We start from the raw sequence: 13,576 nt of genomic DNA on the forward strand, positions 1-13,576 counted from the left end.
GTTCAGTCGCTGACAGGCGGTTTTTCTATACGCTTGTCCAGCGCGCTCCTGAACAGCGCCGCCGAACGGAACACCCCGTGGGCGAACTTGCCGTACGGCATGGTCAGGAAGAAGGCCATCACGGCCCCCAGATGCAGGGCCAGCCACAGGCCCATGGCGCCGGTGTCGCGCCAGACGAGCAAGGCCAGGCCGGTGGCGCTCACCAGCACCAGTAGCGCAATGAAGCCCCGGTCCATGGGCTGCTGGGCCGACACGGCGTGTTCGGGATGGCGCCGGAGATTCAGCCACAGCAGGCCTGCAGGCCCGATCAGCAGGCCGATCCCGCCCACGATGCCGAACAGCACCGGCACGCTGACGACGGGATACGGCGCCGGGTAGTCCAGCAGATAGTGGTACAGGGTCGCCACCGAGGTGGCGATGAAACAGCACACGAAGCCGTAGAACGTCAGGTGATGGAACACCCGACGCCTGTGGGTGTAGCGGTCATCCTCGTCGTTGCAGCCCTCGCCATGGCCGCCATCCAGATATTTCAGCGTCAGGGCCTTGCCTGCGGCATCCAGGCCGGCTGCGCCCAGGACGGCTACCGGCGCAGCCGCAGGCGACAGCATGCGCCAGAACGCGGTGACCCCCAGGCCCAGGGCCACGATCGCGTACAGGAACACCGCACCGAACATCAGCACCAGGGTGTTGTGCGGAAAGATCGCATAAAAATTGCCTGCCAGCGGGGCATGCAGCCAGGCGCCCTGATTCACGATCAGCACCAGCACGAGGAACAGCGCCAGACCGCCCGCAGTCGCCAGCGCCATGGTCAGGCCGGCCCGCCGGTACAAGCGGCCCAGCGCCGGCGGCCAGGCGAACTCCGCATAGGTCAAGGGCCGCACCGCCGCCAGCGCACGCGGCACGTTGACGGCGAACTCGTGGGGCTCGGCATACTGGCAGGCATGCAGACAGGCGCCGCAGTTGTGGCAGACGTTCGCCAGGTAGTGGATGTCGGCCTTGTCGAATTCCAGCAGGCGCGTCATCGCCGGGAATACGGCGCAAAACCCTTCGCAATAGCGGCAGGCGTTGCAGATGGTCATGACGCGGTCGACTTCGGTTTCTTCGGGCGACAGCATCAGGGTGGATACCGCGTCCCGGGTCAGAGCTTGCAGGGTCTGCATGAAATGTCCTCGATACTATGCGACGAGCGCAGGGGCGGGCCGATGCAGGGCGGCCGCTGCAGCCTGGGTCCCGGCGATCCGGCCGAAGGCCGTGCCGATGCTCATGCCCACGCCGGCGGTATAGCCCTGCCCCAGAACGTTGCCGGCCATGACTTCGCCGGCCGCGAACAGGTTGTCGCTGGGTCGTCCGCCGAAATGCACGGCGGCGCGCGCGTCGACCCGTACGCCCAGATAGGTGAAAGTGATGCCGGGACGCAGGGCGTAGGCGTAATAGGGCGGCGTGTCCAGAGGCCGAGCCCAATGGGTCTTGGGCGGCACGAGCCCCTCGGTATGACAGTCGTCCAGGACCTCATGATCGAAATGTCCGGTGCGGCAGGCCGCGTTGTAGTCGGTCACGGTCCGCATGAAGGCGGCCTCATCCAGGCCCAGGCGCCGCGCCAGCTCATCCAGAGTATCGGCCTGCTCGCCCTTGAACACCGGCGGCATGAAGCGGCCGATCGCCTTGGCATCGATGATGGAATAGCCGATCTGGCCGGGTTGCCGGGCCACCAGCCGCCCCCAGATGGCATAACGCTTGGGCCAGAAATCCTCGCCTTCGTCGTAGAAGCGCTGCGCCAGGCGATTGACCACGATCCCGAGCGACACGCAATCGATGCGCGTACAGATGCCACCGTCGTACAGCGGCGCACGCGCGTCGATCGCCACCGAGTGGCATTGCGTCGGGTCGCCGATCCGGTCCGCCCCCTGATTCAGCAGGTCGCGCAGCAGCACGCCTTGATTGAAGCGCGTGCCCCGGATCAGGAAATTCTCAGCGGGCCACTCCCCGGCCTCGTCGGGGCCCCACGCCTCGCGCAGCCACTCACGATTCGATTCGAATCCGCCCGAGGCCACGACGCAGGCACGCGCCTCGATGCGCTCATCGCCCAGCCAGGCAGCCCGGAAACGGCCGTCCTCAAGTTCCAGCCGATCCACCGTCGCGTCATAGCGCACGCGCACGCCCAGCGCCTCGGCGCTGCGGTAGTAGGCGTTGACCAGAGCCTTGCCCCCGCCCATGAAAAAGGCGTTGGTGCGCGCCACGTGCAGCGTACCCGACAGGGACGGCTGAAACCGCACGCCGTGGCGGCGCATCCAGCCGCGGCAGCTTGCCGAGGCGCGGATCGCGATGCGCGCCAACTCTTCGTTGGTGCGCCCGCCCGTGACCTTCAGCAGATCCTGCCAGAACTCTTCCTCGGGATATGCGCCCACCAGCACATCCTGGGGCGCGTCGTGCATGCAGCGCAGATTGCGCGTATGCATGGAATTGCCGCCACGCCACGCCCGGGGCGCGGACTCCAGGAGCAGCACCTCGGCGCCCGCCTCGCGCGCCATCAGCGCGGCGCACAGGGCGGCGTTTCCGCCGCCGATGACCAGGACATCGAGCATGATCGGCTCTCGAAAGGTTGCACACCTCCGAAAGCTTAGGTGACGCCGAACGAATCCGCTAGACGTCCGTCCGGCAAGCCCTCTTCACGATTCGTGAAGACTGCGGGCACCAAGCCACTGCCCGCTTTCGACCAGCCCGCGCACCACGTCACGCAGCGCCACGCGGACCGCCAGGCCTGCGGGTGACAATTCTTCATCGGACAGGCTGGCCAGCAGATTGCGGCGCACCAGGCCCGGGTCCGAGAGCCGCGCCATGGCCAGATCATGCCCCGCCATGCGGGTGATGGCCGCCCCTGGCTGGATCGTCGCCACCAGCCCGGCCGCCACCGCATCCATCAGCATCGCCAGAGAATCGATCTCCAGCGCGACTTCCAGCTTGACGGCCTGACGGCGCACTGCGGACGCCAGGGTGCTGCGCAAGCCATGCAGGTGCGTGGGCATGGCCAGCGGCAGGCCGGCCAGGCCGGCCAGACGCACGGTCTTGCGCCGGGGAAAGTCCTTGAATCCCCGAGCCGCAATCACGTAAAGATTTTCTTCGAGCAAAGGCATCACCGACCACTTGCGCCCTGCCTCATCGTTGAACAGGATCGCCAGATCGAGCTGACGGGCATTGAGCATGGCCGCCAGATGTCCCGACAAGGACTCGACCAGATGCAGACGCACATCGGGATAGCGTTCGCGCATCGCCAGGATCAGGGGCAAGCCGAGGACAGCCGCCGTGGTGGGGGCCAGACCGACGCTGACATGACCGGACAAACGCGCCTGCCTGGCGGACCGCGCCGCCTCATCGATATTGCGCAAGGCAAGCTGAGCCTGGCGAAAAAACGCGATGCCCGCATCGGTCGGCACAATTCCCGTCGCCGTGCGCTGCAACAGTCGGGTCGAGAGCTCGGACTCGAGGCGGCTGATCTGCTGGCTCAGGGTCGAGGTGACCACGCTCAGTTCGCGCGCGGCCCGGCCCATGCTGCCTTGCTCGATCGCGCACACGAAGTAGCGCAGTTGGCGGATTTCCATGAATCGATAGTAGCCCAATATACATGGAGAAAATCTGCTGTATGGTGCTGTATCGTTATGGATTGCCCCAACCTATGGACACTGAGACATGCGCCTGACGAGACTCCCGATCGCTCTGGCCGCGCTGCTGCTGGCCACTGCCGCCCTGAGCGCCGAGACGACCCCGCCCCCGCCTCCCGCCGCGTCCACGACAACCGCGCCCGCCCTTCCCGCCGGCATCCGCCAGATCGTGATGATCGAGGGCGTGACCGAATACCGCCTGGACAACGGCCTGCAGGTGCTGCTGGCGCCGGACGATTCCCGCGCCCAGACCACGGTGAACATGAGCTACCGCGTCGGCTCGCGCAACGAGGGGCCGGGCGAAACAGGCATGGCGCACCTGCTGGAGCACCTGCTGTTTCGCGGCAGCCCCAAGCACCCGGACGCGCTGGCGGAATTCGCCCGCCGGGGGCTGGCGGCCAACGGCTCCACCACCGTCGACCTGACGAACTACTACGCGACCTTCGCCAGCGACCCCGACACACTGCGCTGGTACCTGTCCTGGCAGGCCGACGCCATGCTGAACTCACGCATCGCCCGCGCCGACCTGGACGCGGAAATGCCGGTGGTGCGCAACGAAATGGAACGCGGCGAAAACAGCCCGTTCAGCATGCTGATGCAGCAGGTCGCTTCGGCCGCCTACGTCTGGCATCCCTACGGCCGCAGCGTCATCGGCGCGCGCTCCGACGTGGAACACGTCGGCATCGATCCGCTGCGCGCGTTCTACCACCGCTACTACCAGCCGGACAACGCCACGCTGATCGTCACCGGCCGCTTCGACACCCGGCAGGCGCTGCAATGGATCGCCCAGGATTTCGGCTCCATCCCCAGGCCGGCCCGGACCCTGTCGCCCGAATATACGGTCGAACCCGTCCAGCAGGGCGCCCGCAGCGTCACCCTGCGGCGTATCGGCGGCAGCCCCATCGTCCTGGCGCAATACCACCTGCCGGAAGCCGCCAGCGACACCTATACGGCCCTGTCCATCGGCACCGCGATGCTGGCCGACACCCCGGCCGGCCCGCTCTACCAGGCCCTGGTGGCCAAAGGCCTGACCAGCAATGTGTTCGGCTTCGCCCGCGCCATGAAACAGCCCGGCTACGTCGTGTTCGGTGCGCAGGTCCAGCCCGGCGCGGACGCGCAGGCGGCACTGTCCGCCCTGGAACACGGCCTGGAAAACGAGGGCACTGCCCAACTGGACCAGACCGCCCTGGAGCGCACCCGCACCGCCTGGCTGAACGACTGGAAACAGACCTTCAACCAGCCCGCTGCGCTGGCCAGCGCCCTGTCCGATGCCGTCTCCCGGGGAGACTGGCGCCTGTTCTTCATCGAACGACTGCGGGTCCAGGCGCTGACGCTGGAGGGCGTGCACACGCAACTGTCCACCTGGCTGCTGCCCAGCAACCGTACCAGCGGACTGTATCTGCCCACGCCAGACCCGAAGGACGCGCCCGCACCCGCTCCAGCCGATCTCGCCCCCTGGATCGGACAACTCGCCACCGACACCGAGCGCCCCGCCGTGGCCGCCTTCGACACCCGCCCCGAGGCCATCGATGCCGCCACCCGGCGCAGCATCCTGACCTTGCCCAACGGACCCGTGGCCCTGGCCCTGTTGCCCAAGGCCACCCCAGGGGGTCAGGTTCACGCCGTGCTGCGCATGGGCTTTGGCAGCGCCGATGAACTGCGTGGCCTGGGCCTGGTGCCCCTGGCGACCAGTGCCATGCTGCTGCGCGGTGCCGACGGCATGAGCCGCCAGCAGATCCAAGATCGCCTGAACGCGCTGGATTCCGAGTTGGGACTCAACCTCGACGGCAACGTCCTGAGCGTGTCCATGCGCAGTTCCCGCGAGCACCTGCCCGACGTACTCGACCTGGTCTTCCACCTGCTGCGGTCGCCCACATTCCCGGAGGATGAACTGGAGCAGATGAAGCGCAGCCTGCGCACCGACCTGGAAGACGATGCCGCCAGCCCCGGCTTTCTGGTGCGCAACACGCTGCAGCGTCACGACCAGCCCTGGAGCCCGGACGACATCCGCTACACCCCCACGAACGACGAAGTCCTGGCCCAGGCCAACAAACTGAGCCGCGACCCGCTGCAACGCTTCCACGATCGGTTCTATGGCGCGGGCCACCTGTCCCTGGCCGTGGTCGGTGACTTCGATCCCGACGCCGTGGAACAGCACCTGCGCACCGGCCTGAACGGCTGGCGCAAGGCACCGACCTACGCGCGCCTGGCGGACCCCTGGTATCCGATGAAGCCCGAAACCTTCCGCATCCCCGCCCCCGGCAAGGCCAATGCCGAATACCAGGCCACCCTGCCCTTGAAGCTGCGCGACACCGATCCGCGCTGGCCTGCGCTGATGCTGGCCAACTACCTGCTTGGCGGATCGGAGGATTCCCGGCTGTGGCAGGGCATCCGGGTGCGCAGCGGCCTGTCCTACGGCGTGGGCAGCGCCGTCGACGCCTCGGCCTTCGAGGCGTCCGGCACCTGGACCCTGTTCGCCAGCATGGCCTCCCAGAACGCCGACGCACTGCAAACCGCGATGCGCACCGTACTGGACGAGACCCTGAAGACCGGCTTCACTCAGGCCGAGGTGGATCAAGGGGTTCTGTCCCTGCTGAACTACCTGGATCTGGGACGCTCCAACGACACCTACCTGGCCTACCGCTGGAGCGACTATCTGGACACGGACCGCAGTTTTGCCTGGCAACAGCACATCATCGACCAATTGCGCGGCCTGAAGGCCGATCAGGTCAACGCCGCGATGCGCGACCTGCTCAAGCCGGATCAGCTCAGCATCGCCATTGCGGCCGATGAGGCCGGACACGGCAAGGAATGATTGAATTCATCTTTCCCTTCATCGGCGGCATCGGGCTTTTTCTCATCGGGATGAAACTCCTGTCCGATGGGTTGGTCGCCTTTGCGGGCGGTTCCTTGCGCAGCGCCCTGGTCCGTTTCACCGACACCTCGCTCAAAGCCTGCCTGTCCGGCGTGGTGGTCACGGCGGTGGTGCAGTCTTCGACCGCCACCACGGTGACGCTGATCGGCTTCGTCAGCGCGGGGCTGATCACATTCACGCAGGCGATCGGCGTCGTGATCGGCGCCAGCCTGGGCAATACCGCCACTGGCTGGATCGTGGCGGGCCTGGGACTGAAAATCAGTCTGGGCTTCTACACCCTGCCGATGATCGGCGTGGGCGCCATGATGCACCTGCTGGCTGCAGGCCGCTGGAAATCCATGGGACTTGCCCTGGCCGGATTCGGCACACTGTTTCTCGGCCTGGATACCCTGCAGGAAGGCATGCAGGGGATGGCCAGCGTGCTCAGCTTTGCTGATCTCCCGGTGGGCGGCTACGGCGCGTATTTCCTGGTCATGCTGACCGGTCTGGCCCTGACGGCCGTTCTGCAATCGTCCACCGCCGCCGTGGCCATGACGCTGACCGCACTGCACGCCCAGGCGATCAACTTCGACCAGGCCGCCGCCCTCGTCATCGGCGCTTCCATCGGCACCACCTTGACCAGCGCGCTGGTCGCCATCGGTGGTTCCCTGTACGCCAAGCGCACCGCGCTGGCCTACATCCTGTTCAACCTGGCCGCCGGCCTGATCGCCACGGCGCTGCTGCCCGTGCTGATCAAGCTGATCGATTACGCCAACCAGCACGGCCTGGCGCCAGGCGCGCTCAGCCTGGCCGCCTTCCACAGCCTGTTCATCGGCATCGGCGTAGCGATTTTCCTGCCCTTGACGCCGCGCTTCGCGTATTGGGTCGAAAAACTGATGCCCGAACGCAAAGACGACGCCGCGCAGCACCTGGACGACAGTCTGCTGGGCGTGCCCACCGTCGCCCTGGAGGCATCGCAACGCGCACTGGAAGACATGGCCGTTCAATTGGTCGATGGCTATGAGCACTTGCTGGCCGGGCAGGCCGGCAATCAGATCGAGCCCACCCTGGCCCGCATCCAGCCGGTGCTGGAGCATGCTTTCGATTTCGTCACTCGCATCCAGGCGCCCCCAGGCGATGCTGCCGCAGCCGCGCAGCAAGTTGCGCAATTGCATGCGATCGACCACCTGCTGCGCCTGCGCGCGCGCCTGCTGGACATGGCGCGCGCCAGCGTCGACTTCAAGCGGCCGGAATTCCAGGGAGTGGTCGGAAAAAGCCAGGATCTCCTGGCCCAGATCCGCGCAGTGATCGCCCTGCCCGCCCCCCAAACCACGAGAGACTGGCTGGAACGCATCGGCGAAAATGCCTGGGCGCTGACGCATCTGAGCACTCTGGCGCGTCAGGAATTCCTGCAAGGCACCCACCCCGGAGGTGCCGCGCGAACGCTGCACACCACCGACGTCTTTCGCTGGCTGGATCGCACGGGCCGCCATATCTGGCGAGCCTGCCACCACCTGGCTCAGGGCCGCTACCCGGAAACGGCACTGTCCAAATCATCCCCCACCCAGGACGCGGACAGCACCGAACTGGAGGCGGTGTAGATCAAGCCCCGCCGGACAGACTGCGGCGAAAGACCCGGGGCGACACCCCGGCTGCGCGCGTGAAAACCCGGCTGAAATGCGCCGGATCGGAAAAGCCCAGGCCATAGGCGATGGTGACCACCCGCATCTGGGTGTAGGCCAGGTTGCGCCTGGCCTCGCGGATCAACCGGGCCTCGATCAGAACCGAGGCGGGCTCGCCCGTAGCCGCGCGCACGATGCGACTGAGGTGGGTGGGCGTCACCGCCAGCGCCCGCGCATAGTCCGCCACTTTCCAGTGCGCGCGGAAATGCTGCTCCAGCAAAGCCTCGAACCGCGCCAACAGGACCGGCCGGGCCGCCTCGCCGCGAGACAGGCTCTGGCGTGCCGTCGCGCGCGCCACCAGACCCAGCAAGGTGGCGCACAGGCCGCGCAACACCAGCGCACGCGCCGCCTTCAGCGCATTGAATTCCGTCCAGAGCGGCGGCATCAACGCGGCGACGGATCCGTCGTCCCGGCCCACGAAAGAGCGGCCCAGTACCAGGCGCAGTTCGCCGGCCTCGGCCAGCAACAGATCCATCATCTCTTCGGCCAGGGTCACCACATAACCCTGGGTGCCGGGCTCGAAGCGAAAGGCATGCACGTCACCGGCTGCCACATTGATCAGAGACATGGGCCCCAGCGGCAGGGTCTCGCCTTCGATCTGTGCCTGCCCCCCGCCCGATTGCAGCATCAGCACCTGATGCAGGCGGGCATGGCGGTGAGGCATCAGTTCCCAATCGTGCAGCGAAGATCGCGCGGCGATCGTCTCGCAATGAAGCACATCGGGCAATTGGCTGGACTCACCGAACAGCCCCTGGGATTGAAGGATTTTTTCAGCGAAAGGCATGTTCGAATCGTACAAGTTTTTTTGAAATCCGGACATGGATACATGTTTAGTTCTGAAATAACATCCAAACACTTCAGATTCCAAACCACAGGAGACATCCATGAAGACCAGCGTCTGCATCATCGGCGGAGGCCCCTCCGGCCTCATGCTGTCCCAGCTCTTGCACCTCAAGGGCATCGACACCATCGTGCTGGAACGGCAAAGCCGCGAATATGTGCTGGGTCGCATCCGGGCCGGTGTGCTTGAGCATGGTTTTGCCGAATTGATGCGCGAAGCCGAGTGCGGCGAACGCATGGACCAGGAAGGCGAGATCCATGACGGCATCATCATTGCCCACGATGGTGAGCAACAGCGCGTCGATCTGAACAAGTACAGCGGCGGCAGCTCGGTGCTGGTCTATGGACAAACCGAACTCACGCGCGATCTCTACGAAGCGCGTGACCGCATGAAGGGCGTGGTCATTCACAACGTCGAAGACGTGCAACTGCACGAGCTGGTCGGCACCAAGCCCCACGTGACCTATCGCAAGGGCGACGAGATCATCCGCGTCGACTGCGACTTCATCATCGGCGCCGACGGCTTCCATGGCGTCAGCCGCAAGTCCATCCCCAAGACCGTGCTCAAGGAATACGAAAAAATCTATCCCTTCGGCTGGCTCGGCCTGCTCTCGCGCACCCCCCCGGTGTCGCCCGAACTGATCTACGCCAAACACGAACGGGGCTTCGCGCTCTGCTCGCTGCGTTCTCAGGTTCTGAGCCGCTACTACATCCAGGTGCCGCTGACCGACACGGTGGAGGACTGGTCCGACGAGGCTTTCTGGGCGGAACTGAAGCGGCGCCTGCCCCAGGACGTGGCCACGCGCCTGGTCACCGGCCCCTCGATCGAAAAATCCATCGCGCCGCTGCGCTCCTTCGTGGCCGAACCGATGCGCTACGGCCATCTGTTCCTGGCAGGCGATGCCGCCCACATCGTGCCGCCGACCGGCGCACGCGGACTCAATAGCGCCGCCTCGGACATCTACTATCTCTACCACGCCATGGTGGCGCACTACCAGCAAGGCGACAGCAGCGGCCTGGACAACTACTCGGCCAAGGCGCTGGCCCGCGTCTGGAAGGCGCAGCGATTCTCGTGGTGGATGACCACCCTGCTGCACACCTTCCCGGACAGCCCCAGCTACGATCAGAAATTGCAGCAAACCGATCTGGAGTACCTGTTCTCATCCGATCAGGCACTGGGTTCGCTGGCCGAAAACTACGTCGGTCTGCCGTTCTAAGCCTTCCAGACCCGCCGTTGCAACACCCCCCGATCCCGTCCCGGTCAACACCGGGGCGGGATCGGGGGGTGTGGTGTCCGCGTCAGGAAAAGAAGTTCTTCACCTTGTCGGTCCAGGACTCGCTTTTGGGCGAATGGCGGTCGCCTCCCGTGTGCAGAGACGACTCGAACTGGCGCAGCAGCGCCTTCTGTTCGTCGTTCAGACGCACCGGTGTTTCCACCACGACGTGGCAATACAGATCGCCGGGATAACTGGATCGCACACCCTTGATGCCCTTGCCGCGCAGGCGGAAAGTCTTGCCGGTCTGGGTGCCTTCGGGGATGGTGATTTCACCGCGCCCGGCCAGCGTCGGGACTTCCTGTACGCCGCCCAGCGCCGCCTTGGTAAAGGGGATGGTCAGCTCACAGTGCAGATCCTCGCCCTGGCGCTCGAAAATGCCATGGGGCTTGATGCGGATTTCCACATACAGATCGCCTGGAGGGCCGCCATTCAGCCCCGGTTCGCCGTTGCCGGTGGAGCGGATGCGCATGCCGTCATCGATCCCGGCGGGAATCTTGACCTGCAGGGTCTTGTTCTTGCGAATGCGTCCCACGCCGTCGCAATCGCCGCAGGGATCCGTGATTTCCTGACCAGAGCCGTGGCAGGTCGGGCAGGTCTGCTGCACACTGAAAAAGCCTTGCTGCATGCGCACGGCGCCGCTGCCGCCACAGGTGTGGCAGGTGCGCGGCGAGGTTCCGGGCTTGGCGCCCGAACCGTGGCAGGTCTCGCACGGGTCCCAACTGGGGATGCGGATCTCGGTGTCGAAACCGTTGGCCGCCTGCTCCAGGCTGATTTCCAGGGAATATTTCAGGTCGGCGCCGCGATAGACCTGCGGACCGCCGCCGCCTCGCCGACCGCCCGCACCACCGAAAATTTCTCCGAAGATGTCGCCGAAGGCGTCGGCAAAGCCGCCCGCCCCGCCGCCCATGCCCGCACCGGCCGCCGCATTCGGGTCCACGCCGGCATGGCCGAAACGGTCATAGGCCGCGCGCTTTTCCGCGTCGGACAGCATCTCGTAGGCCTCTTTGACCTCTTTGAACTTGTCCTCGGCTTCTTTGCTGTCCGGATTGCGGTCCGGGTGGTATTTCATGGCCAGCTTGCGGTAGGCCTTGCGGATGTCGTCATCCGAGGCGTTTTTGGCCACGCCCAGGATTTCGTAAAAATCTCGTTTTGCCATGGATTCGGATTGCCTGTGTCTGCGCTACTGATTGAAGGACACATGCCCGGACCGGTCAAAAACCGGAACCGGGCAGGTGCGCGCGGATCACCGCGCCATCCCGACAGCCGCCGCAAGGCGGGCCGGCAGGACGCGGTGGGAGATCAGTCGCGCTTCACTTCCTTGAAGTCGGCATCGACGACGTCGTCTTCCGCCGGCTTGGCACCGTCGGCTGCCGCCGCGCCTTCGGCCGCCTGCTGGGCCTGCATGTCGGCGTACATCTTTTCGCCGAGCTTCTGCGAAGCGGTGGACAGGGCCTCGACCTTGGCGTCGATGGCGGCCTTGTCGTCGCCCTTGATGGCTTCTTCCAGATCCTTGATGGCGGACTCGATGGCTTCCTTTTCGGCCGCTTCGAGCTTGTCACCGTATTCGGTCAGGGACTTGCGCGTGGCGTGGACCAGGCCCTCGGCCTGATTGCGCGCCTGCGCCAGTTCGGCGATGCGGTGATCTTCCTCGGCGTTGGCCTCGGCGTCCTTCACCATGCGCTCGATCTCGTCTTCGCTCAAGCCGGAGCTGGCCTTGATCGTGATCTTGTTTTCCTTGCCGGTGCCCTTGTCCTTGGCCGACACGTGCAGAATGCCGTTGGCGTCGATGTCGAAGGTGACCTCGATCTGAGGCAGACCGCGCGCAGCCGGCGGGATGCCTTCCAGATTGAACTCGCCCAGCGCCTTGTTGCCCGCAGCGATTTCACGCTCGCCCTGATAGACCTTGATGGTCACGGCCGGCTGGTTGTCGTCAGCCGTCGAGAACACCTGCGAGAAACGCGTCGGAATGGTGGTGTTCTTCTTGATCATCTTGGTCATGACACCGCCCAGGGTTTCGATCCCCAGCGACAGCGGCGTCACGTCCAGCAGCAGCACGTCCTTGCGGTCGCCCGACAGCACGGAACCCTGGATCGCGGCACCAGCGGCCACGGCCTCGTCGGGGTTCACGTCCTTGCGCGGATCGCGGCCGAAGAATTCCTTGACCTTCTCCTGGACCTTGGGCATGCGGGTCATGCCGCCGACCAGGATCACGTCGTCGATGTCGGAGACCTTGACGCCGGCGTCCTTGATCGCCACACGGCAGGGCTCGATGGTGCGCTCGATCAGTTCCTCGACCAGCGCTTCCAGCTTGGAGCGGGTGATCTTCAGATTCAGGTGCTTGGGACCGGAGGCGTCGGCCGTGATGTACGGCAGGTTGATCTCGGTCTGCTGGGTCGAGGACAGCTCGATCTTGGCCTTTTCAGCGGCTTCTTTCAGGCGCTGCAGGGCCAGCACGTCCTTGGACAGGTCGGCACCGGATTCCTTCTTGAACTCGGCGATGATGTATTCGATGATGCGCTGGTCGAAGTCTTCGCCGCCCAGGAAGGTATCGCCGTTGGTCGACAGCACTTCGAACTGCTTTTCGCCGTCCACGTCCGCGATTTCGATGATGGAGACGTCGAAAGTCCCGCCGCCCAGGTCATAGACGACGATCTTGCGGTCGCCGCGCTCGGACTTGTCCAGGCCGAAGGCCAGGGCCGCCGCGGTCGGCTCGTTGATGATGCGCTTGACTTCCAGACCGGCGATGCGGCCGGCGTCCTTGGTCGCCTGACGCTGGCTGTCGTTGAAGTAGGCCGGCACCGTGATCACGGCCTCGGTCACTTCCTCGCCCAGGTAGTCCTCGGCGGTTTTCTTCATCTTGCGCAGAATGTCGGCCGACACCTGCGGGGGGGCCAGCTTCTTGTCCTGGGCTTCGACCCAGGCGTCGCCGTTGTCGGCCTTGGTGATGCGGTAGGGCATCAGGTCGATGTCCTTCTGCACGGCCTTTTCTTCGAACTTGCGGCCGATCAGGCGCTTGACCGCGAAGATGGTGTTCTTCGGGTTGGTGACGGCCTGGCGCTTGGCCGGGGCACCCACCAGGATTTCGCCGTCCTGCATGTAGGCGACGATGGAAGGCGTGGTACGCGTGCCTTCGGAGTTTTCAATGATCTTGACCTTTGAGCCGTCCAGCACTGCGACGCAGCTATTGGTCGTACCCAGGTCGATGCCGATGATCTTGCCCATGTTGAGTCCTGTCGATATTTGAATGAGTGGGCGGGCCACATGCCC

Annotated in this window: 9 protein-coding genes; 3 read left to right on the forward strand and 6 right to left on the reverse strand. The window is 65.3% G+C overall.

Annotated features, from left to right (window positions below; all coding sequences use genetic code 11):
* Window positions 1-2: 2 nt before the first annotated feature.
* From tcuB to WA983_RS05215, 3 genes are all read right to left on the reverse strand, one after another.
* Window positions 3-1,160, reverse strand: coding sequence for a tricarballylate utilization 4Fe-4S protein TcuB (gene tcuB, locus WA983_RS05205; RefSeq protein ID WP_424250928.1), 1,158 nt, complete (start codon window positions 1,158-1,160; stop codon window positions 3-5).
* A gap of 15 nt (window positions 1,161-1,175) precedes the next feature.
* The gene (tcuA, locus tag WA983_RS05210; protein WP_424250930.1) at window positions 1,176-2,582 is read right to left on the reverse strand and encodes an FAD-dependent tricarballylate dehydrogenase TcuA; all 1,407 of its coding nucleotides are present in this window, start codon (window positions 2,580-2,582) and stop codon (window positions 1,176-1,178) included.
* Between the two features lie 84 nt (window positions 2,583-2,666).
* Window positions 2,667-3,596 (reverse strand): LysR substrate-binding domain-containing protein, encoded by a 930-nt coding sequence (locus WA983_RS05215; RefSeq protein WP_424311699.1) that lies wholly within the window; start codon window positions 3,594-3,596, stop codon window positions 2,667-2,669.
* An 88-nt stretch (window positions 3,597-3,684) separates the two neighbouring features.
* Between WA983_RS05215 and WA983_RS05220 the strand changes: the two genes are divergently transcribed.
* Both WA983_RS05220 and WA983_RS05225 read left to right on the forward strand, forming a co-directional pair.
* Window positions 3,685-6,471, forward strand: coding sequence for a M16 family metallopeptidase (locus tag WA983_RS05220; protein WP_424311701.1), 2,787 nt, complete (start codon window positions 3,685-3,687; stop codon window positions 6,469-6,471).
* Window positions 6,468-8,111 (forward strand): Na/Pi cotransporter family protein, encoded by a 1,644-nt coding sequence (locus WA983_RS05225; RefSeq protein ID WP_424311702.1) that lies wholly within the window; start codon window positions 6,468-6,470, stop codon window positions 8,109-8,111. Before WA983_RS05220 ends, WA983_RS05225 begins: the two co-directional genes overlap by 4 nt.
* A 1-nt stretch (window position 8,112) precedes the next feature.
* Here the strand turns inward: WA983_RS05225 and WA983_RS05230 are convergent, their stop codons facing one another.
* Complete coding sequence (locus tag WA983_RS05230) at window positions 8,113-8,976, reverse strand: helix-turn-helix domain-containing protein (protein WP_424247031.1); 864 nt, start codon at window positions 8,974-8,976, stop codon at window positions 8,113-8,115.
* A 100-nt stretch (window positions 8,977-9,076) separates the two neighbouring features.
* On the opposite strand from WA983_RS05230, the gene pobA reads away from it, so the two are divergent.
* Window positions 9,077-10,249 (forward strand): 4-hydroxybenzoate 3-monooxygenase, encoded by a 1,173-nt coding sequence (gene pobA, locus WA983_RS05235; RefSeq protein ID WP_424247033.1) that lies wholly within the window; start codon window positions 9,077-9,079, stop codon window positions 10,247-10,249.
* A gap of 82 nt (window positions 10,250-10,331) precedes the next feature.
* On the opposite strand, the gene dnaJ is transcribed toward pobA, so the two are convergent.
* On the reverse strand, window positions 10,332-11,465 hold the full coding sequence (gene dnaJ / locus WA983_RS05240) for a molecular chaperone DnaJ (RefSeq protein WP_424250887.1): 1,134 nt from the start codon (window positions 11,463-11,465) through the stop codon (window positions 10,332-10,334).
* A 143-nt stretch (window positions 11,466-11,608) separates the two neighbouring features.
* A complete protein-coding gene (gene dnaK, locus WA983_RS05245) occupies window positions 11,609-13,531 on the reverse strand; it encodes a molecular chaperone DnaK (RefSeq protein ID WP_424250885.1) in 1,923 nt (640 codons plus the stop codon).
* Between the last annotated feature and the right edge of the window lie 45 nt (window positions 13,532-13,576).

Origin of the sequence: Castellaniella sp. (assembly GCF_049650445.1) — a bacterium.
Taxonomy (GTDB): Bacteria; Pseudomonadota; Gammaproteobacteria; order Burkholderiales; family Burkholderiaceae_B; genus Castellaniella.

What these genes read in the sequence shown, in the direction of transcription:
- tcuA (WP_424250930.1), bottom strand. Translation starts at nt 2,582, where the DNA reads ATGCTCGATGTCCTGGTCATCGGCGGCGGAAACGCCGCCCTGTGCGCC.
- WA983_RS05230 (WP_424247031.1), bottom strand. Translation starts at nt 8,976, where the DNA reads ATGCCTTTCGCTGAAAAAATCCTTCAATCCCAGGGGCTGTTCGGTGAG.
- WA983_RS05225 (WP_424311702.1), top strand. Translation starts at nt 6,468, where the DNA reads ATGATTGAATTCATCTTTCCCTTCATCGGCGGCATCGGGCTTTTTCTC.
- dnaJ (WP_424250887.1), bottom strand. Translation starts at nt 11,465, where the DNA reads ATGGCAAAACGAGATTTTTACGAAATCCTGGGCGTGGCCAAAAACGCC.
- dnaK (WP_424250885.1), bottom strand. Translation starts at nt 13,531, where the DNA reads ATGGGCAAGATCATCGGCATCGACCTGGGTACGACCAATAGCTGCGTC.
- pobA (WP_424247033.1), top strand. Translation starts at nt 9,077, where the DNA reads ATGAAGACCAGCGTCTGCATCATCGGCGGAGGCCCCTCCGGCCTCATG.
- tcuB (WP_424250928.1), bottom strand. Translation starts at nt 1,160, where the DNA reads ATGCAGACCCTGCAAGCTCTGACCCGGGACGCGGTATCCACCCTGATG.
- WA983_RS05215 (WP_424311699.1), bottom strand. Translation starts at nt 3,596, where the DNA reads ATGGAAATCCGCCAACTGCGCTACTTCGTGTGCGCGATCGAGCAAGGC.
- WA983_RS05220 (WP_424311701.1), top strand. Translation starts at nt 3,685, where the DNA reads ATGCGCCTGACGAGACTCCCGATCGCTCTGGCCGCGCTGCTGCTGGCC.